General features: G+C 34.5%; 15 protein-coding genes. 13 read left to right on the forward strand and 2 right to left on the reverse strand.

Annotated elements, in window-relative coordinates:
* Positions 1-333 precede the first annotated feature (333 nt).
* On the reverse strand, positions 334-1,158 hold the full coding sequence (locus ACEN92_RS17665) for a universal stress protein (protein WP_495639647.1): 825 nt from the start codon (positions 1,156-1,158) through the stop codon (positions 334-336).
* A gap of 175 nt (positions 1,159-1,333) precedes the next feature.
* On the opposite strand from ACEN92_RS17665, the gene rimP reads away from it, so the two are divergent.
* Genes rimP through infB form a run of 3 tightly spaced genes read left to right on the forward strand, consistent with a single transcriptional unit; the run spans position 1,334 to position 5,983 of the window.
* A complete protein-coding gene (gene rimP / locus ACEN92_RS17670) occupies positions 1,334-1,798 on the forward strand; it encodes a ribosome assembly cofactor RimP (RefSeq protein ID WP_495639648.1) in 465 nt (154 codons plus the stop codon).
* A 13-nt stretch (positions 1,799-1,811) separates the two neighbouring features.
* A complete protein-coding gene (nusA, locus tag ACEN92_RS17675; protein ID WP_007808951.1) occupies positions 1,812-3,065 on the forward strand; it encodes a transcription termination factor NusA in 1,254 nt (417 codons plus the stop codon).
* Positions 3,066-3,112: 47 nt separating this feature from the next.
* The gene (gene infB / locus ACEN92_RS17680; RefSeq protein ID WP_495639649.1) at positions 3,113-5,983 is read left to right on the forward strand and encodes a translation initiation factor IF-2; all 2,871 of its coding nucleotides are present in this window, start codon (positions 3,113-3,115) and stop codon (positions 5,981-5,983) included.
* Between the two features lie 238 nt (positions 5,984-6,221).
* On the opposite strand, the gene ACEN92_RS17685 is transcribed toward infB, so the two are convergent.
* Complete coding sequence (locus tag ACEN92_RS17685) at positions 6,222-6,611, reverse strand: SPOR domain-containing protein (protein WP_495639650.1); 390 nt, start codon at positions 6,609-6,611, stop codon at positions 6,222-6,224.
* A gap of 218 nt (positions 6,612-6,829) precedes the next feature.
* On the opposite strand from ACEN92_RS17685, the gene ACEN92_RS17690 reads away from it, so the two are divergent.
* From ACEN92_RS17690 to queG, 10 genes are all read left to right on the forward strand, one after another.
* Positions 6,830-8,161, forward strand: coding sequence for a cytochrome c3 family protein (locus ACEN92_RS17690; RefSeq protein ID WP_495639651.1), 1,332 nt, complete (start codon positions 6,830-6,832; stop codon positions 8,159-8,161).
* 32 nt (positions 8,162-8,193) lie between these two features.
* Positions 8,194-11,247 carry a TAT-variant-translocated molybdopterin oxidoreductase gene (locus ACEN92_RS17695; RefSeq protein WP_495639652.1) on the forward strand — a complete coding sequence of 1,018 codons (3,054 nt, stop codon included), beginning with the start codon at positions 8,194-8,196 and terminating at the stop codon, positions 11,245-11,247.
* A 34-nt stretch (positions 11,248-11,281) separates the two neighbouring features.
* The gene (nrfD, locus tag ACEN92_RS17700; RefSeq protein ID WP_495639653.1) at positions 11,282-12,682 is read left to right on the forward strand and encodes an NrfD/PsrC family molybdoenzyme membrane anchor subunit; all 1,401 of its coding nucleotides are present in this window, start codon (positions 11,282-11,284) and stop codon (positions 12,680-12,682) included.
* Entirely contained in the window at positions 12,675-13,199 is a 525-nt protein-coding gene (locus ACEN92_RS17705; protein WP_495639654.1) for a DUF3341 domain-containing protein, read from the forward strand. Before nrfD ends, ACEN92_RS17705 begins: the two co-directional genes overlap by 8 nt.
* A gap of 8 nt (positions 13,200-13,207) precedes the next feature.
* Positions 13,208-13,753, forward strand: a complete 546-nt coding sequence (locus tag ACEN92_RS17710) for a c-type cytochrome (RefSeq protein WP_495639655.1) — start codon at positions 13,208-13,210, stop codon at positions 13,751-13,753.
* A gap of 27 nt (positions 13,754-13,780) precedes the next feature.
* A complete protein-coding gene (locus ACEN92_RS17715; RefSeq protein WP_495639656.1) occupies positions 13,781-15,175 on the forward strand; it encodes a quinol:cytochrome C oxidoreductase in 1,395 nt (464 codons plus the stop codon).
* A 19-nt stretch (positions 15,176-15,194) separates the two neighbouring features.
* Positions 15,195-16,385 (forward strand): cytochrome c oxidase subunit II, encoded by a 1,191-nt coding sequence (locus tag ACEN92_RS17720; RefSeq protein WP_495639657.1) that lies wholly within the window; start codon positions 15,195-15,197, stop codon positions 16,383-16,385.
* A gap of 30 nt (positions 16,386-16,415) precedes the next feature.
* Entirely contained in the window at positions 16,416-18,215 is a 1,800-nt protein-coding gene (locus ACEN92_RS17725) for a cytochrome c oxidase subunit I (protein WP_495639658.1), read from the forward strand.
* A 92-nt stretch (positions 18,216-18,307) separates the two neighbouring features.
* Positions 18,308-19,330, forward strand: a complete 1,023-nt coding sequence (gene ruvB, locus ACEN92_RS17730) for a Holliday junction branch migration DNA helicase RuvB (RefSeq protein ID WP_495639659.1) — start codon at positions 18,308-18,310, stop codon at positions 19,328-19,330.
* A gap of 113 nt (positions 19,331-19,443) precedes the next feature.
* Positions 19,444-20,367: a tRNA epoxyqueuosine(34) reductase QueG gene (queG, locus tag ACEN92_RS17735; protein WP_495639660.1), complete on the forward strand. Its 924-nt coding sequence runs from the start codon at positions 19,444-19,446 to the stop codon at positions 20,365-20,367.
* The last annotated feature ends 797 nt before the right edge of the window (positions 20,368-21,164 follow it).

Consider the following 21,164-nt stretch of genomic DNA (forward strand, 5'->3'; position numbering starts at 1 on the left):
AAATTCTTTTAAAAGATAAACAGTGAGAATAACAATTCAAAAGACAGTTGCTGAATTTTGTTGTTAGGTTATAAGACTATGTTCGTGTTTTATAAATTCCCAAGTAAGTATTGAGATCTATGTGTTTGCTTTTTTTAGTTTATAAATTGATAAAGTTGCTGATAAACGATTAATTGTGCGACTAAAATCAGTCAAGTTTCTGATTATAATGCTATTGTTGGTAAATAAAGTTAAAAGAAATAGAGTCAGCCCCGAAAAGTATAAATTGAATAAAAAACCATCAGTGATACTGGTGGTTTTTTAAGTATTATAAACTATTAAGAGAATGTGTGTTTAAATTTTGAATGTTATAACCGGTCTTGCGGCATGGTTTACCAGGCCTTCGCTGATACTGCCATTAAAAAAGTGTGCAAATCCGGTTCTTCCATGTGTGCACATTCCGATAATATCAGCGTTTATGCTATTTGAGAAATTTATAATTCCTTTTTCAATATTATTGTCATTGTAAATTTGTGTGGTATAATTGGTAAGGTTGAATTCATTTATAAATTCGTTCATTGCTTTCTCAATCACATGGGTTGGCTTAAAACTGTTTGGAGTGCAAATAGTAACCAGATGTATTTTTGATTCAAAAAAGTTTGTAAAGTGTAAGAATTTTTCAAAAGGTTTTTTTGTTTCTTTTGAAAAGTCAGATGCAAATACAATATTTGCTGCGTTAAAATTTGAAGCATCTTTTTTAATAACCAAAACCGGAGTGTCTGAATTTCGAACAACTTTTTCAGTATTAGAACCAATTAAAAATTCCTGAATGCCTGAAGAGCCATGTGAGCCCATTACAATTAAATCGATGTCGTTCTCTTTGCTGACTTGTGAAATTCCATGAATTGTTTTATCGATTTTTAAGATTTCAGTCACAGGAATATCTTCGAGGTAAGGCTTTTCTGTGATTGTGTCCAGCATTTCGTTAGCTTTTTTTACGAACAAAATTGTTTCCGGAATGCTTTTTCCTCCGGTAATCGCATCATTCATCTGGGTTGGTAATTCCAGCATATGAAGCAGAACAATTTCTGAATTATGCTTTTTTGCTATTTGTGCGGCAACTTTTAAGGCGTCCTCAGCATGGTCGGAGAAGTCAGTGGGTACTAAAATTCGTTTCATAGTTTTTGGTGTTAAATAATATGAATAATCGGTTATTTTAATGCTCTTATAAAGATAAGAAATATTATTAGAGCAATCTAATTATTTTGATTATAAAAAAAACACTATATTTGCACCGTTATTTATTAAAATCTAAATAATGAGGGGACTAATTGTCCCCTCTTTTTATAAAACTATGACATTTAAAGAAAAAGTAAACACATTAATTACAGATGCTCTTTTAGAAAAGCCATCAATCTTTTTGATTGATTTAAGTATTTCTGATTCTTTTAAAATTAGTGTAGGTTTAGATGGGGATAATGGAGTAGCACTTCAGGATTGTATTGATATCAGTCGTGCAATTGAGAATAATCTGGATCGTGAAGAACAGGATTTTTCTCTTGAAGTAGCATCTGTAGGAGTAGGTTCGCCATTGAAATTTACAAGACAATACATAAAAAATATTGGTAGAACATTGATTGTTACTACAAATAGTAAAAAAATTGAAGCAGAATTAGTGGAAGCTAACGATGTTTTTATAATTTTGTCTTGGGAAGCAAGAGAACCGAAAAAAGTAGGAAAAGGAAAAGAAACAGTTCAAAAAAAGCAACAAATACCTTATACAGAAATTAAAGAGGCAATTGTTACAGTAACATTTTAATTAAAGAATTCGCATGGAAAATTTAGCATTAATCGATTCATTCTCAGAGTTTAAAGATAATAAACTTATTGATCGTGTAACGCTTATGGCAATTTTAGAGGACGTGTTTAGAAATGCATTGAAGAAAAAATACGGTTCTGATGATAACTTCGATATTATCATTAATCCTGATAAAGGAGATATGGAGATCTGGAGAAGAAGAGTAATTGTTGCTGATGAAGATCTTGATTTTGAGAACGAAGAAATTACCTTGACTGAAGCCAGAATGATTGAAGCGGATTTTGAAATTGGAGAAGAAGTTTCTGAAGAAGTTAAATTGATTGATTTAGGAAGAAGAGCTATTTTGGCTTTGCGTCAAAACTTAATATCTAAAATTCACGAACACGATAATACAAATCTTTATAAGCAATTTAAAGATATTATTGGCGATATTTACACCGCAGAAGTGCATCATGTACGTCCAAGAGTTGTTATACTTGTTGATGATGAAGGAAATGAGATTGTACTTCCAAAGGAAAAACAAATTCCATCTGACTTTTTCCGTAAAGGAGATAATGTTCGAGGAATTATTGAAAGCGTTGAATTAAAAGGAAATAAACCTCAAATTATTATGTCTAGAACTTCTGAAAAGTTTTTGGAGAAATTATTTGAACAGGAGATTCCTGAAGTATTTGATGGTTTGATTACAGTTAAAAATGTAGTGCGTATTCCTGGTGAAAAAGCAAAAGTAGCAGTAGATTCTTATGATGATAGAATTGACCCTGTTGGAGCTTGTGTTGGTATGAAAGGATCCCGTATTCACGGAATTGTTCGTGAGTTAGGAAACGAAAATATAGATGTAATCAATTATACGAGTAATATTCAATTGTTTATTACAAGAGCATTAAGTCCTGCAAAAGTTTCTTCTATCAAAATTGATGAAGAAAATAAAAGAGCCGAAGTTTTCTTGAAGTTAGAAGAAGTTTCTAAAGCAATTGGTAGAGGTGGCCACAATATAAAATTAGCTGGTCAGCTGACAGGTTACGAATTAGATGTTATTCGTGAAGGAGACGTTGCTGGTGCAACTGCAGATGAAGATGATGTTGAATTAACAGAATTTTCAGATGAAATCGAAGACTGGGTAATTGAAGAATTTGCTAAGATAGGTTTAGATACTGCAAAAAGTATTTTAAAACAAGAAGTAGAAGATTTAGTAAGAAGAACAGATTTGGAAGAGGAAACAATTCTTGACGTTATGAGAATACTAAAAGAAGAGTTTGATAGCTAGTATCTGCTCTAACAACACAACGAAAAAGGTAATAATAAAAAGGTTATATGTCTGAAGAGAGAGTAATAAGAATAAACAAGGTTTTAAGGGAATTAAATATTTCGTTAGAAAGAGCTGTTGATTATCTAAAAGATAAGGGGATTGCTATTGATGCAAATCCAAATGCGAAAATTTCTGATAGCGAATTTAATATCCTACAAAGCCAATTTGCGGGCGATAAGGGGAATAAGGAAGCTTCTAAAGAGGTAGGAGAAGAAAAGAGAAAAGAAAAAGAAGCTTTGCGTGTAGAACGTGAAAAAGAAATTGAAGACAAACGCAGACAGGACGATGAACGCCAAAAACAACAAGAAATTATAAAGGCAAAAGCCGTTGTAACTGGGCCTGTTCAGGTAGGTAAAATAGATTTAAATCCGAAGAAACCTACTGTTGCAGCGACTCCTTCTGAAGAGCCGGCTAAGGTTGTGGAAGGGCCTAAAGTGGTTGTTCCTCAGGCAGAAGTTGAAAAGCCTGTTCAAAAAGAAGAGGCAAAAGTTGAAGCTCTTGTGGTTCCTCAAGACAAAGCAGAAAAACCTATTATTACTGATAAAAAAGAAGTAAAAGTGCAAGCTCCTAAAGTGGTTCAGGAACCAGTTGTGTCAACTGATCCGGAAACTGCTGAAGAAACAATCACTACACAATATCAAAAGTTATCAGGAACTACTCTTACAGGTCAAACAATTGATTTATCTCAATTTAATAAACCTAAGAAAAAGAAAGAAGATCCTAAGATAACGCCAAATAAGCCAGGGGCTCAGGGAGCTGCAAATAACGCGAATAAAAATAAGCGTAAAAGAATTGCTCCGAAGCCAGGTACTCCGGGTGCGCCAAAACCTGCTACAGGTAATGCGCCGGGAACGCCAAACCCTAACAAAATTACACCAAATACAGGTGGTGGAGGTTTTAATGCTAACAGAAGCGCAAGACCAGGTTTCGTAAAGGGAAACCGTCCTGCTATCGTGGCTAAAGTTGAGCCAACTGAAGAGGAAGTTAAAAATCAGATTAGAGAAACTCTTGAAAAACTTCAAGGAAAAGGCGGAAAATCAAAAGCTGCTAAATACAGAAGAGATAAAAGAGATACACACCGTCAGAAATCTGATGAGGAGCAAAGAGCTCTTGACGAGGGAAGCAAAACTATTAAAGTTACTGAATTTGTTACTGTAGGGGAAATTGCCATCATGATGGATGTGCCTATTACAAAAGTAATTGGAACTTGTATGTCGCTTGGAATCATGGTTACCATGAATCAGCGTTTAGATGCTGAAACTTTAACTATCGTTGCCGATGAATTTGGTTACGAAGTTGAGTTTATCACAGTTGATATTGAAGAGGCTATTGAAGTCGTAGAGGATAAAGAAGAAGATTTAGTTACCAGAGCGCCAATTGTTACCGTAATGGGTCACGTCGATCACGGTAAAACATCTTTACTGGATTATATTCGTAAAGAAAATGTTATTGCTGGTGAGTCGGGAGGTATTACACAACATATTGGAGCCTACGGAGTAACTTTAGATAATGGTCAAAAAATAGCATTCTTAGATACACCGGGTCACGAGGCGTTTACCGCGATGCGTGCACGTGGAGCTCAGGTTACAGATATCGCTATTATTGTTGTTGCTGCGGATGATGATATCATGCCGCAAACAAAAGAAGCGATTTCTCACGCACAAGCTGCGGGAGTGCCAATTATATTTGCAATCAATAAAATTGATAAACCAAATGCTAATGTTGAGAAAATCAAAGAGCGTCTTGCTGGTATGAATTTACTTGTTGAAGATTGGGGTGGGAAAATTCAGTCACATGACATTTCTGCAAAAGTTGGTACAGGAGTAAAAGAATTATTGGAGAAAGTTTTACTGGAAGCAGAGATTTTAGATTTAAAATCTAATCCAAACAAAGCGGCACAGGGAACTGTTGTTGAAGCTTTCCTTGATAAAGGAAAAGGTTATGTTTCTACTATATTAGTACAACATGGAACTTTAAAAGTTGGAGATTATATGTTGGCTGGAAAACATCATGGTAAAATTAAAGCTATGCATGATGAAAGAGGACATATTGTTTTACAAGCAGGCCCTTCGACACCGGTATCAGTTTTAGGTTTAGATGGGGCAGCAACTGCAGGTGATAAGTTTAACGTTTTTGAAGATGAAAAGGAAGCAAAACAAATTGCATCTAAACGTTCTCAATTAATGCGTGAACAATCAGTACGTACGCAAAGGCATATTACACTTGATGAAATCGGCCGTCGTATTGCTCTTGGTCAGTTTAAAGAATTAAATGTAATTCTTAAAGGTGACGTTGATGGATCTGTTGAAGCTTTATCAGATTCGTTCTCTAAACTTTCTACAGAAGAAATCCAAATTAATATTATACATAAAGGTGTTGGAGCAATTACAGAGACTGACGTTATGTTGGCTTCTGCTTCTGATGCGATCATTATCGGGTTTAATGTTCGTCCTGCCGGAAATGCGAGACAACTTGCAGATAAAGAAGAAATTGATATCCGTTACTATTCTATTATTTACGCTGCAATCGATGACTTGAAAGACGCGATGGAAGGAATGTTAGCTCCTGAGATGAAAGAAGAAATTTTAGGAATGGCTGAGATTCGTGAGATTTTCAAAATCTCTAAAGTAGGTTCAATTGCCGGTTGTATGGTAATGGATGGTAAAATTATGAGAACTTCTAAAATTAGAGTTATCAGAGAAGGAGTAGTGGTGCATACAGGTGAGCTTGTTGCATTGAAACGTTTCAAAGATGATGTTAAAGAAGTTTCTAAAGGGTACGATTGTGGTATTCAGATTAAAGGATATAATGACATTGAAGAAAGAGATGTTATTGAAGCATACCATGAAGTTGCAATCAAAAAGAAATTGAAATAAAATTCAATAATAAATTAGATAAAATTAAAAGTCCCAATGAAAATTGGGACTTTTTTGGTTCTAATACAATTATAATGATTGTTGGAAAAGGATTAAGTTATTTTGAATGTTTTGATGTATGAAATTGATTTAAATAGATAAATAAGCTAAATCTGTCCAGATGTTGTGATATGATTTTCTTATCCTCAAGACATAAAAAGACCACTGTTAAGCGGTCTTTGAGTTTGTTATTCTGAATTTATTTGCTTGGTTTAATAAGGAAAACACTTTTGTATTTCTTTTTGATTTCTTCTAAATTTCTTTCAGCTTCTATCCTTGTTTTAAAATTTCCAACGATAACTTTATAATTTGGAGTATTGAAAATTATAGTGCCATCTATCGGATTAAATTCTCTTTTAAAATTAGATAAGGTCTTTTTTGCTTCCTCGCTTTTTCCGCTGAAAATTTGAATTTTGTAAGTGTCATTGGTACTAATTGACGTGTTAATTTTACGTTTGTCATTCAATAATTGTTCAAATTTAGGGTCTTGATTTAAGGTAATGTTTTGCTCTTGAGCATTAATATTACATGTTAAAGCAAACATTGATAGTGATAATAAAATTGTTTCTGATGGGGTTAAAATTCTCATAATGTGATGGTTTTTATGCAAAAGTAGTATTTAAACTTTATATGTGGAATGTTGTTATTATTTAGAATTGATATAAATTGATATTTAAGACTATTTTAAGGTTTTGAGAATAGCACTTAAATTGTATTTTTGTGCAGGTTTTAAAAAAAGGTATTCGGTTTTGACTGATTAGTTACAGAAAAAATCATACCAAAAATTAGTAGATAATTTTATACTATATGAAAAAGGTGGGTAACCATAATTCGATCTCAAGAAAATTGCTGCTTAGCTTATCGCTAACGCTGATTTTCTCCCTAACTTCATTTGCTCAAGATCCTGCTGCTCCTGCGGCAACTGAAACTGCTGCTGCTCCGGCCGCTACATCTGGTGGTGATCCGGTAAAAGGGAAAGAACTTTTTAATGCAAATTGCGCTGCATGTCACAAATTAGATGCTAAATCAACAGGTCCTGCTTTAAGAGGTGTTGCTGGTAAGCATGATATGGCTTGGATTTACAAGTGGGTGCATAACAGCTCTGAAGTAATTAAATCAGGTGATCCTGTTGCAGTAAAACTTTTTGAAGAAAACAACAAGTCTGTAATGACTCCTTTTCCTCAATTATCTGAAGGTGATATTGATAATATTATCGCTTATACTTCTGAAGTAAAAGCTGAGCCTGCTAAGGGAACTACGGCTACTTTGCCAACAGGTCCTCAGGAAGGTGGAAGTGGAATTTCTAATAACATTATTTTAGGCGCCCTTGCTCTTGTAATGGCTATTTTGGTTGTTATGTTGTTCATGGTGAACAAAGTATTGACTAAAGTTGCAAGTAATAATGGTATTGTGGTTGCTCCTAAAGAAGCAAGAACTCCAATCTGGAAAGCTTTTGCGAAAAATCAATTTTTAGTATTGGTTACTTCTATATTTTTGCTTTTGGCAAGTGGTTATTTTGTGTATGGCTTTTTAATGCAGGTTGGTGTTGATCAGAATTATGAACCAATTCAGCCAATTCACTATTCTCATAAAATTCACGCTGGAGATAATGAGATCAATTGTAAATATTGTCACTCTGCTGCCCGTGTTAGTAAAAATGCTGGAATTCCTTCCTTGAATGTTTGTATGAACTGTCATAAAAACATTTCTGAAGTTGCTGAAACTACAGCTACTGCTGAGTATAGTAAGGCGTTTTATGATGGTGAAATTCAAAAGTTATATAATGCTGTTGGTTGGGATAAAACTAAACAAGTGTATACTGGAAAAACTCAGCCTGTAAAATGGGTTCGTATTCATAATTTACCTGATTTTGTGTATTTCAATCACTCACAACACGTTTCTGTTGCCGGAATTGAATGTCAAACTTGTCACGGTCCGGTACAGGAATTTGAAATCATGAAACAATATTCTAAATTAACAATGGGATGGTGTGTTGATTGCCATAGAAAAACTGACGTTAAGATGGAAGGAAATGCATATTATGATAAAATTCATGCTGAACTTTCTAAAAAATACGGTGTAGAAAAATTGACTGCAGCGCAAATGGGAGGTTTAGAATGCGGTAAATGCCACTATTAATCGAATTATTAAGATTTTAATATTTATATACAATGTCATCAAACAAAAAATACTGGAAAAGTGTTGAAGAACTAGAAAATAGTTCTATTGTTGAGGCGCTTAGAAATAACGAATTTGTTGAAGAAATTCCTACTGATGAATTCTTAGGAAATGCAGATGCTTTAGCTTCATCTGGAACTTCACGTCGTGACTTTTTAAAGTACGTAGGATTTAGTACTGCAGCTGTTACACTTGCTGCCTGCGAAGGTCCTGTTCACAAATCGATACCTTATGTTTTACAACCGGAACAAATCATTCCTGGTGTTGCTGATTATTATGCAACTACCGTTTTTGATGGTTTTGATTTTGCTAACTTATTAGTAAAAACTCGTGAGGGTCGTCCAATTAAAATTGAGAACAATACTATTTCTGGAGCTAAATTTTCGGCTAATGCTAGGATTCATGCATCTATCTTATCTTTATATGATAGCATGCGTTTGAAAGAGCCTAAATTGGAAGGAAAAAATAGTAGCTGGTCTGCTGTTGATTTAAAAATTAAATCAAGTTTGGCTGATGCAAAAGCAAAAGGCGGACAAGTGGTATTGTTGACAAATACTTTAGCAAGTCCATCTACTGAGAAATTAATAGGTGAGTTTATTGCTAAAAACCCAAATGCTAAACATGTTGTTTATGATGCTGTTTCTTCATCTGAGGCATTAGATGCATTTGAAACAGTTTACGGAGAAAGAGCTTTGGTTGATTACGATTTTTCAAAAGCTTCTTTAATTGTTTCTGTTGGAGCTGATTTCTTAGGAGATTGGCAAGGGGGTAGTTATGATGCCGGATATGCTAAAGGGCGTATTCCTCAAAACGGTAAAATGTCCCGTCATTTTCAGTTTGAATCAAATATGACATTATCCGGAGCTGCTGCTGATAAGCGTGTTCCAATGACTCCGGCTAATCAAAAACAAGCTTTAGTTCAAATTTATAATATTGTTGTAGGTGCTTCTGTTCCTGTTTCTTTAGAAGGTGCTTATAAAGCGGAAGTTGTTAAAGCTGCCCAACAATTAAAAGCTGCCGGCTCAAAAGGGGTTTTAGTATCTGGAATTGAAGATAAAAACGCTCAATTATTAGTATTGGCTATCAATCAGGTATTGGCTAGTGAAGCTTTTAATACAGCAGGAATAAGACAAATTAGAAAAGGTTCTAATTTGGTTGTATCTCAATTAATAAAAGATATGAATGCTGGTAGTGTTCATACTTTAATCATGAGCGGAATTAATCCTGTTTATACATTAGCTGATTCAGCTTCTTTTGTATCTGGGTTGAAAAAAGTAAAAACTTCAGTTGCTTTTTCGTTAAAAGAAGATGAAACTGCATCAATTGCTACAATTGCTGCTCCTGCGCCTCATTATTTAGAGTCTTGGGGAGATGTTGAAATAACTAAAGGAACTTATAGTTTAACTCAGCCTACTATCCGTCCTATATTCAATACAAAACAATTTCAAGACGTTTTATTATCATTAAACGGAGTTTCTGGAAATTTCTACGATTACCTTAAAGCTAATTCAGCTGGGATTATTGCAGGTTCTTCTTGGAATAAAGTTTTGCATGATGGCGTATTTGTAATTGGTTCTACTCCTTTATCTGCTGGTTCTATTGATTATGCTTCTGCTGCAAATGCGGTTTCAAAATCAAAATCAACCGGAGAATTTGAATTAGTGTTGTATACTAAAACAGGTATGGGTGATGGACAACAGGCAAACAATCCTTGGTTGCAAGAATTTCCGGATCCAATTACAAGAGTTTCTTGGGATAACTATGTTACTGTTTCTAATGCAGATGCTAAAAAACTTGGTCTAACAAATGAAATTGTTGCAAACGGAGGTTTAAACGGAAGTTATGCTACAATTACTACTGCTGATGGAGCTAAGTTAGAAAACGTACCAGTAATTGTTCAGCCTGGACAAGCTGTTGGGACAGTTGGTTTAGCTGTAGGTTATGGTCGTAAAGCGGCTTTAAAAGATGAAATGCAGGTAGGTATAAATGCTTACGCTTTATATAAAAACTTCAATAGTGTTCAATCTGTTTCTATTGCAAAAGCAAATGGAGTTCATGAATTTGCTTGTGTTCAGGGACAGAAAACATTAATGGGTAGAGGGGATATTATTAAAGAAACTTCTCTTGAAATATTTAATACTAGAGATGCAGAACATTGGAATGAAAAACCAATGGTATCTTTAGATCACCAGGAAGTTGAAGCTACAACTGTCGATTTATGGGAATCATTTGATCGTTCGACAGGACATCACTTTAATCTTTCAATTGACTTAAACGCTTGTACAGGTTGTGGAGCATGTGTTATTGCTTGTCATGCTGAAAACAACGTGCCGGTTGTAGGAAAAGCTGAAGTAAGAAGAAGTCGTGATATGCACTGGTTGCGTATTGACAGGTATTATTCTTCTGAAAGTACTTTTGAAGGTGATAACGAAAGAAAAGAAAATATTGCAGGTTTGTCTAGTTCATTATCTACATTTAATGAAATGGAAAAAGCCGGAGATAATCCGCAGGTTTCATTCCAGCCGGTTATGTGTCAGCACTGTAATCACGCTCCATGTGAGACAGTTTGTCCGGTTGCTGCAACATCTCATGGTCGTGAAGGTCAAAACCATATGGCGTATAACAGATGTGTTGGTACTCGTTACTGTGCAAACAACTGTCCATATAAAGTGCGTCGTTTTAACTGGTTCTTGTATAACAAAAACAGTGAATTCGATTATCACATGAACGACGATTTAGGGCGTATGGTATTAAACCCAGACGTAAACGTTCGTTCTCGTGGTGTTATGGAAAAATGTTCAATGTGTATTCAAATGACACAAGCTACTAAATTGAAAGCTAAAAACGAAGGTCGCCCAGTTGCTGATGGTGAATTCCAAACAGCTTGTTCTAACGCTTGTTCTTCTGGAGCAATGATATTTGGTGATGTTAATGATACTGAAAGTAAAGTTGCTAAATTAGCTGCTGATGAAAGATCATATCACTTATTAGAGCATGTAGGAACAAAACCTAATGTGGTTTACCATGTTAAAGTTAGAAATACTTAGAAAAATTATTAATTAAGAAACAATATAAAGGATTATGTCGTCTCACTACGAAGCACCCATTAGAAAACCTTTAGTTATAGGTGATAAATCATATCACGATGTAACTGTAGATGTAGCTGCGCCTGTTGAAGGTCCTGCAAATAAGCATTGGTGGATTGTATTTTCAATCGCATTAACAGCCTTCCTTTGGGGATTAGGTTGTATAATTTACACCGTATCTACCGGTATCGGAACATGGGGATTAAATAAAACAGTTGGTTGGGCTTGGGATATCACGAACTTTGTTTGGTGGGTTGGTATTGGTCACGCAGGAACTTTGATTTCTGCAGTATTATTACTTTTCCGTCAACGTTGGAGAATGGCTATTAACCGTTCTGCAGAAGCAATGACTATCTTCTCAGTAGTTCAGGTAGGTTTATTTCCAATTATTCACATGGGACGTCCATGGTTAGCATACTGGGTTTTACCTATTCCAAATCAATTTGGATCTTTATGGGTAAACTTTAACTCACCATTACTTTGGGACGTGTTCGCAATTTCAACATATCTTTCAGTATCATTGGTTTTCTGGTGGACTGGTTTATTGCCTGATTTTGCCATGCTACGTGATAGAGCCGTAACTCCTTTTACAAAAAGGGTTTATTCTATCCTAAGTTTCGGATGGAGCGGTAGAGCAAAAGACTGGCAGCGTTTTGAAGAAGTATCTTTGGTATTGGCTGGTTTAGCTACGCCACTTGTACTTTCTGTACACACAATTGTATCGATGGACTTTGCTACTTCTGTAATACCGGGATGGCATACAACAATTTTTCCTCCGTACTTCGTTGCAGGGGCGGTATTCTCAGGATTTGCAATGGTAAATACATTGTTGATTATCATGAGAAAAGTTTCTAACTTAGAAGCTTATATTACATTACAGCATATTGAATTGATGAATATCATTATCATGATCACAGGTTCTATTGTTGGTGTAGCTTACATCACTGAGTTATTTGTGGCTTGGTATTCAGGTGTAGAATATGAGCAGTATGCATTCTTAAACAGAGCTACCGGACCTTACTGGTGGGCATATTGGTCAATGATGACTTGTAACGTTTTCTCTCCGCAATTTATGTGGTTCAAAAAACTAAGAACAAGTATAATGTTTTCATTTATTATTTCGATTGTAGTAAACATCGGAATGTGGTTTGAAAGATTCGTAATTATTGTTACTTCTTTACATAGAGATTACCTTCCATCTTCTTGGACAATGTTTTCACCAACATTTGTTGATATTGGAATTTTCATTGGAACAATTGGTTTCTTCTTTGTGTTGTTTTTATTATACTCCAGAACATTCCCGGTTATTGCTCAGGCAGAGGTAAAAACAATTTTGAAAGGAACAGGAGATAATTACATTAGAGAAAGAGCAAATAAAGATTCACATCATGAGTAATAAAGTAATATACGCCATTTATAATGACGATGATATTTTGATGGATGCAGTAAAGAAAACCAGAGCTGCTCATCATCATATTGAAGAAGTTTTTACTCCATTCCCAGTTCACGGATTGGATAAAGCTATGGGTTTAGCACCAACAAGATTAGCAATTTGTTCTTTTTTATATGGATGTGTTGGTATTTCTGTTGCAACAACAATGATGAGCTATATTATGATTCATGACTGGCCACAGGATATTGGTGGAAAACCAAGTTTTAGTTTCATTCAGAATATGCCTGCCTTTGTGCCGATTATGTTTGAGATGACTGTGTTTTTTGCTGCTCACTTAATGGTAATTACTTTTTATATGAGAAGTAGATTATGGCCATTTAAAGATGCTGAAAATCCTGATGTAAGAACAACAGATGACCATTTTTTAATGGAGGTTGCTGTAAACGATAACGAAGCAGAACTAGTTTCTTTTTTCGAAGGTACAGGAGCAGTTGAAGTTAAAGTAATTGAAAAGAATTAATTGTAGCTATGAAAAGGATATATAAAATAACACTTTTAGTTGGTATAACTATTTTAGTTTCATCTTGCCACAATAATTCGGCACCAAACTATCAGTATTTCCCTAATATGTATGAATCTGTTGCTTATGAAACTTACACAGAAGCAAAAGTATTTAAGGGTGGAAAAGAAGGACAGCTTCCTGTAAAAGGAACTATCAACAGAGGTTTTGAACCTTACGAATATGAAAATTCAACTGCAGGTTATGAATTGGCTAAGGCTAATTTAAAATCACCTTTGGATTCTATCGAAAGAAATTCTGGTAAAGGAAAAGAACTTTTCGAAATTTATTGTATCAGCTGCCATGGTGCTGCTGGTAATGGTAAAGGTAAATTGGTTGAAAGAGAAAAATTTCTTGGAGTACCTAGCTATAAAGACAGAGTAATTACTGAAGGAAGTATCTTTCACGTAGAAACTTATGGTTTAAATGCAATGGGTTCACATGCAAATCAATTAAGTGCCCACGAACGTTGGTTAGTTGCTGACTATGTTCTAAAACTAAAAAGCCAATTATAATTGTTGAACAAACTGATCGTAATAGATATGTATACATTTTCAAGTAAATTAAAAACTTTTTCTATCATTCTAATGGTTCTTGGCCTATTAGGAATTGGGTATGGTTTTTTAAGTGCGCCTAAAGATATTCAAGAAGTTGAAAAAATACTAGCAGCAGATGCTCATGGCTCTCATGGAACTGCACATGAGGAAACTGATAAGAGTTCTTTCAAAAATGGAGAGCTTCATGAAGTTACTGATGCTTCGCATGAAGGTCACAAAGTCTCAGAGCATGCAAAAGTTGATGCAGGTGATGGACATAATGAACATTTAACACATGTTTTGCACCAATTACAAAACAAACCATGGTCTGCTTTATATGTAGCTTGTATTTTCTTTTTACTGCTTTCTATGGGGGTTTTAGCATTTTATGCTATTCAACAAGTAGCTCAGGCAGGTTGGTCTCCGGTTTTGTTTAGAGTAATGCAGGGAATAACTGCTTATCTGCCTGTAGGGTCTGTAATTTTCTTTATTATTTTGGTTCTTTGCGGATTGCATTTTAATCATATTTTTGTATGGTTAGGTGAGGGGGTTACTGATCATAAAAGCCCAAACTATGATGAAATTATTGCTGGTAAGGCAGGTTATTTAAATTTCCCTTTCTGGATTGTCAGAGCTGGAATCTTTTTATTAGGATGGAACTTATATCGTTATTATTCCAGAAAAAATTGCTTGGCTCAAGACGATGCAAATGATGATTTATTCTACAAAAAGAATTTTAATATTTCTGCTGGATTTTTAGTTTTCTTTATTGTTTCTGAATCTATTATGTCGTGGGACTGGATTATGTCGATTGACCCGCATTGGTTTAGTACATTGTTTGGCTGGTACGTATTTGCTTCTTTCTTTGTAAGCGGTATTACTGCTATAGCATTGATTACTGTATACTTAAAATCTAAAGGGTATTTAGAATTTGTAAATACAAGTCATATTCATGATTTAGCTAAATTCATGTTTGGAATAAGTATTTTTTGGACTTATTTATGGTTCTCTCAGTTTATGTTGATTTGGTATGCAAACATTCCAGAGGAGGTTACTTATTTTATAACAAGAATTCAATTATACAATCTGCCTTTCTTTGGTGCAGTAGTTATGAATTTTGTTTTCCCATTATTGATATTAATCAATACAGATTTCAAGCGTCTTAGCTGGGTTATTGTAATGGCTGGTACTATTATTTTGTTAGGGCATTATGTTGACTTCTTTAATATGATTATGCCAGGTACGGTAGGAGATAAATGGTTTATTGGGGTTCCTGAAATTTCATCTATTCTTTTCTTCCTAGGATTATTCATTTTTGTAGTATTTACTGCATTGACTAAAGCTCCTTTATTGGCAAAAAGAAATCCTTTCATCGAAGAAAGTAAACATTTTCATTATTAATATTTAAAGAAATAAACAGATGACAAGTTTGTTGGTAATTATAGTTTTAGTTTTATTAGCAGTTGCATTGTGGCAATTGACCAAGATTTTTGATCTTACTCAGGTAGGGTCTTCTTCGGACGATTCGCAAGTTGCATCAGATAATGATAATAATATTCAGGGATATATTATGTTTGGCTTTTTAGCTTTCATTTATATATTTACTATTTATGGTTTACTAAAGTGGGGTCATTTGGCACTTCATACTCCTGCTTCTGAGCATGGAGTTTTAGTTGACAGTTTAATGAATATTACCTGGGTTTTAATTTTTACGGTTCAGGTTATTACACAAGGTCTATTATACTGGTTTTCTTTTAAAAATAGAGGAAATAAAGACAGAAAAGCATTATTCTTTGCAGATAGCAGTAAGTTAGAAGCAATCTGGAGTATTATTCCATCAATTGTTTTAGCCGTTTTAATTCTTTACGGATTGTATGCATGGAATAATATTATGTTTGTTGATAAAGATGAAGATGTAATTGAAATCGAAATATACGGGCAGCAATTTAAATGGACTGCAAGATATGCAGGACAGGATAATGTTTTAGGAAAAGCGAATGTTCGTTTAATCGAAGGTATTAATACGTTAGGTGTTGATATGTCTGATCCTTATGCTAAGGACGATATCATTGTTTCGGAATTGCATATACCTAAAGGTAAAAAAGTACATTTCAAAATGCGTTCTCAAGACGTTTTGCACTCAGCTTATATGCCTCACTTTAGAGCTCAAATGAATGTTGTTCCCGGAATGGTAACTGAGTTTGCTTTTATTCCTACTTATACAACTTCTGAATACAGAGAACTGCCTTTTATGGTTGAAAAAGTGTCAAATATTAATAAACTTAGAGCTGTAAAAAGTGCTGAATTAGTTGCTAAAGGCGGCACTGCTTTGGATCCTTATACATTTGATTATTTATTATTATGTAATAAAATTTGTGGTGCATCTCATTACAATATGCAAATGAAAGTGGTTGTTGATTCACCGGCTGATTACAAAAAATGGTTAAGTGAAAAAACTACTTTGGCTCAGGATATTAAAGCTGCAGCTGCAGCTGAGAAACCAGCAGAAGGAACTACTGAAACAGCCAAAGATAGCAGCATTGCTAAAGACACAGTTAAAACAGTTATCGATACTGTTGAAGCTGCTGTAGCCAAAGTTGCAGCGAAATAATATTTATTAAGAAATTTAAAGTATACATATATGTCAGCAGAACACGATCACGGACACGATCACGATCACGAGCACGAACATCACCATAAAGACACTTTCATTACTAAATATATATTTAGTATTGATCACAAAATGATTGCTAAGCAATACTTGATTACGGGTATTATAATGGGAGTAATTGGTGTTGCAATGTCCCTGCTTTTCAGAATGCAATTGGCGTGGCCTGAAGAGTCTTTCAAGATATTCAATGTTTTATTAGGAGATAAATTTGCACCGGATGGTGTAATGGCAAATGATATTTATTTGGCTTTAGTTACAATCCATGGTACTATAATGGTATTCTTTGTACTTACAGCCGGCTTAAGCGGAACTTTTAGTAATTTGCTTATTCCACTCCAAATTGGGGCAAGAGATATGGCTTCTGGTTTTATGAACATGATTTCATACTGGTTGTTCTTCTTATCAGCTGTAATAATGCTGTCTTCATTATTTGTTGAAGCTGGGCCGGCATCTGCAGGTTGGACAATTTATCCGCCATTAAGTGCATTGCCTCAAGCAATTCCAGGTTCTGGCACAGGTATGACTTTATGGTTAGTTTCAATGGCTATCTTTATTGCATCTTCTTTAATGGGATCTTTAAATTACATTGTAACAGTAATCAATTTAAGAACAAAAGGAATGTCTATGACCAGACTTCCTCTTACAATCTGGACATTTTTCGTAACAGCAATTATTGGTGTTATTTCGTTCCCGGTTTTATTATCGGCTGCTTTATTATTGATTTTTGACAGAAGCTTTGGTACTTCATTCTTCTTGTCTGATATTTATATTGCTGGAGAGGTTTTACATTATCAAGGTGGTTCTCCGGTATTATTTGAACACTTATTTTGGTTCTTAGGACACCCTGAAGTTTATATCGTAATCTTACCGGCAATGGGTCTTGTTTCTGAGATTATGGCTACGAACTCTCGTAAACCAATTTTCGGATACAGAGCGATGATTATGTCAGTTCTTGCAATTGCATTTTTATCAACAATTGTTTGGGGTCACCATATGTTTATTTCAGGTATGAATCCTTTCTTAGGATCTGTATTTACATTTACAACATTATTAATTGCAATCCCTTCTGCTGTAAAAGCTTTTAACTGGATTACAACTTTATGGAAAGGTAACTTGCAATTTAACCCTGCAATGTTATTCTCTATCGGGATGGTTTCTACTTTCATCACTGGAGGTTTAACAGGAATCATTTTAGGAGATAGTACTTTAGATATTAACGTTCACGACACTTACTTTGTAATTGCTCACTTTCACTTAGTAATGGGTATCTCAGCGCTTTACGGGATGTTTGCGGGAATTTACCACTGGTTTCCTAAAATGTACGGAAGAATGTTAAATAAAAACTTAGGTTATATTCACTTTTGGGTAACTGCAGTTTGTGCTTACGGAGTATTCTTTCCAATGCACTTTATCGGATTAGCAGGTTTACCAAGACGTTATTATACAAATACAAACTTTCCATTATTTGATGATTTACAAAATGTGAATGTTTTAATTACAACATTTGCTTTAGTTGGTGGAGCTTTCCAATTGGTATTCTTATACAACTTCTTTAGTAGTATTTTCTACGGTAAAAAAGCTGTTCAAAATCCATGGAGATCAACAACATTAGAATGGACTACTCCTGTAGAACATATGCATGGTAACTGGCCGGGCGAAATCCCTCACGTACACCGTTGGCCATATGACTATAGCAATCCGAATCATGACGTAGATTTTGTTCCACAAAATGTGCCGATGAAAGAAGGTGAAGAAGTTTTACATCACTAAAAAATATTTCAAAAAGACTGTCCGAAACGACAGTCTTTTTTGTTCTATAAAAAGTTGTTTTGCAAACTAATTAGTTTCTATATCTTTGTAGGATGAATGAAAACCTAGATCCTACTACAAAAGGATACAACCCGGAAGAATTAGATCTCGAAAAAAAATTGCGTCCCTTATCATTTGATGATTTTGCAGGACAGGATCAGGTATTGGAGAATTTAAAAGTTTTTGTTGCTGCTGCTAATCAACGAGGAGAAGCACTTGACCATACATTATTTCACGGACCTCCGGGATTGGGGAAAACAACTTTGGCGAATATCTTAGCAAATGAACTCGAGGTTGGAATCAAAATCACATCAGGACCAGTTTTAGATAAACCAGGCGATTTAGCAGGTTTGTTAACCAATCTTGACGAAAGAGATGTTTTATTTATCGATGAAATCCACCGTCTAAGTCCTATAGTCGAAGAATATCTCTACTCAGCTATGGAGGATTTCAAAATTGATATTATGATAGAATCCGGTCCAAATGCCAGAACGGTTCAAATCAATCTGAATCCTTTTACTTTAATAGGAGCCACAACACGTTCAGGATTACTAACAGCACCAATGCGAGCCCGTTTCGGGATTTCATCACGGCTACAATATTATACTACTGAACTTCTGACAACAATTGTAGAAAGAAGTGCTTCCATATTAAAAATGCCGATTGCGTTAGATGCTGCAATCGAAATTGCTGGTCGGAGCAGAGGAACACCACGTATTGCCAATGCATTATTACGCAGGGTTCGCGATTTTGCCCAAATTAAAGGTAACGGAACAATCGATCTGGTAATAGCCCGTTATGCATTAAAAGCACTCCATGTTGATGCTCATGGCCTTGACGAGATGGATAATAAAATCTTGCTGACCATTATCAATAAGTTCAAAGGAGGTCCGGTTGGACTTTCGACTCTGGCGACGGCAGTTTCAGAAAGCAGCGAAACCATCGAAGAAGTATATGAACCTTTTTTAATCCAGGAAGGTTTTATTATGCGTACCCCTCGTGGGCGTGAAGTGACTGACAAAGCCTATAAACATTTAGGTAAAATAAATACTAATATACAAGGCGATTTGTTTTAATTTTTCGAAGCTATTTCCAGTCATCCACTATATCTTTGCCTGCCTAAAGAAGGCAAGCAAAGGATGCCGTTGCTGTCTGGGCTAAGGCTTTCCTGTTAATATAATATTTTGTATTGATAAATTCAAAAGAGACATATTCTAAATTTATTAAATCTGAAGCAAAAAGACTTGGTTTTCTTTCTTGTGGCATATCTAAGGCTGGATTTTTAGAACAAGAAGCCCCACGACTTGAAAATTGGCTCAACAATAACCATCATGGGCAAATGGCCTATATGGAAAATCATTTTGACAAACGTTTAGACCCAACACTTTTGGTTGATGATGCAAAAAGCGTGATTTCGCTTTTACTTAATTATTACCCGAGTGAAACTCAAAATCAGGAGAGCTTCAAGATTTCAAAATACGCCTACGGTCAGGATTATCATTTTGTAATCAAAGAAAAACTAAAAGAATTTCTTTTTTCCATTCAGGAAAACATAGGGGAAGTTTCAGGCCGTGCATTTGTCGATTCAGCTCCCGTTCTGGATAAAGCCTGGGCTGCAAAAAGTGGTTTGGGATGGATTGGCAAAAACAGTAACCTGTTAACTCAAAAAGTAGGCTCTTTTTATTTTATTGCAGAACTTATTTTAGATCTGGATTTAGAATACGATCATGCAACCACAGATCATTGTGGTTCCTGTACTGCCTGTATCGATGCTTGCCCCACACAGGCTATTGTGGCTCCGTATGTTGTCGATGGAAGCAAATGTATTTCATATTATACCATCGAGCTTAAAGAAAATATTCCTTACGAAATGAAAGGGAAATTTGATGATTGGATGTTTGGTTGTGATACCTGTCAGGATGTTTGTCCGTGGAATAGATTCTCCAAATCTCATTCCGAACCATTATTTAATCCCAATCCGGAAGTACTTTCTTTCACCAAAAAAGATTGGATTGAAATTACTGAAGAAACTTTTCGAACTGTTTTTAAAAATTCTCCCATTAAAAGAACCAAGTTTGATGGCTTAAAGAGAAACGTTAAGTTTTTAGAGTAATTCTAAAATCTCATAATATTTTGAAATTAATTTAAGAAATATAAGCAACTAATAATAAGTAAAAATAGTCTTATAACCTCTTTTTCCTCTTTCATAACTTAGAATTTTCTTCTTGTAACATTTTTTTATTTAGAAATATTTATTTGATATAGTTTTGGGTTTTGAAAAAAACCAGCAAAAATTGTTTCCAATAATTATCAATGTATTATATAAATCTATTTAACAATCTTATTATTAACACAAAAGTTGTTACCTTGTTAAATATGAGGACCTAAGTATAAAAAAACGTATTTCGTCGTCTAATTAAGCCATTCAACGAAAAATGTAGTTAATGTTTTATGGTTTGTCTACTTTCGCTTGCCCAATATGTTGAATATTAAACCAATAAAGCTTTTTGGGCTTTTAAATTAACTTATGGGAGGTAATTTACTTTACTGTTATAAAAATCTCGTAGAAATCTTTTCGGGATTGTTATCCATTTTTTTAATTTTTTTATATAATCATTGTTTATTCTGGAATCTCTTTTAGATTTTCCAATTTTTCATTTTTAACTATTCCAATAAAAACTGTCTATGCATAACTTTACTTTCAAAGAGCTTACTTTTTTTAAGCCAACTTCTTTTAGTGTGTTTTTCATTTTCATTATAAAAATGACATTTCTGTTTTGTTCGTGTAAATTAAGAATTTTTCATTCCATAAAAACAGTTTTATTAAAAGAGTATTTCCTTGTTTTAGACTTATTGGATTTCTTACTTGTTTTTTCAAGAACAAATGATAAGAGTTCTAGGTTTTGTTTT

This window comes from Flavobacterium sp. Flavsp81 (assembly GCF_059491325.1).

Excerpts from the sequence above, each read along its gene's own strand:
- ACEN92_RS17665 (WP_495639647.1), bottom strand. The coding sequence starts at position 1,158 with ATGAAACGAATTTTAGTACCCACTGACTTCTCCGACCATGCTGAGGAC.
- rimP (WP_495639648.1), top strand. The coding sequence starts at position 1,334 with ATGACATTTAAAGAAAAAGTAAACACATTAATTACAGATGCTCTTTTA.
- nusA (WP_007808951.1), top strand. The coding sequence starts at position 1,812 with ATGGAAAATTTAGCATTAATCGATTCATTCTCAGAGTTTAAAGATAAT.
- infB (WP_495639649.1), top strand. The coding sequence starts at position 3,113 with ATGTCTGAAGAGAGAGTAATAAGAATAAACAAGGTTTTAAGGGAATTA.
- ACEN92_RS17685 (WP_495639650.1), bottom strand. The coding sequence starts at position 6,611 with ATGAGAATTTTAACCCCATCAGAAACAATTTTATTATCACTATCAATG.
- ACEN92_RS17690 (WP_495639651.1), top strand. The coding sequence starts at position 6,830 with ATGAAAAAGGTGGGTAACCATAATTCGATCTCAAGAAAATTGCTGCTT.
- ACEN92_RS17695 (WP_495639652.1), top strand. The coding sequence starts at position 8,194 with ATGTCATCAAACAAAAAATACTGGAAAAGTGTTGAAGAACTAGAAAAT.
- nrfD (WP_495639653.1), top strand. The coding sequence starts at position 11,282 with ATGTCGTCTCACTACGAAGCACCCATTAGAAAACCTTTAGTTATAGGT.
- ACEN92_RS17705 (WP_495639654.1), top strand. The coding sequence starts at position 12,675 with ATGAGTAATAAAGTAATATACGCCATTTATAATGACGATGATATTTTG.
- ACEN92_RS17710 (WP_495639655.1), top strand. The coding sequence starts at position 13,208 with ATGAAAAGGATATATAAAATAACACTTTTAGTTGGTATAACTATTTTA.
- ACEN92_RS17715 (WP_495639656.1), top strand. The coding sequence starts at position 13,781 with ATGTATACATTTTCAAGTAAATTAAAAACTTTTTCTATCATTCTAATG.
- ACEN92_RS17720 (WP_495639657.1), top strand. The coding sequence starts at position 15,195 with ATGACAAGTTTGTTGGTAATTATAGTTTTAGTTTTATTAGCAGTTGCA.
- ACEN92_RS17725 (WP_495639658.1), top strand. The coding sequence starts at position 16,416 with ATGTCAGCAGAACACGATCACGGACACGATCACGATCACGAGCACGAA.
- ruvB (WP_495639659.1), top strand. The coding sequence starts at position 18,308 with ATGAATGAAAACCTAGATCCTACTACAAAAGGATACAACCCGGAAGAA.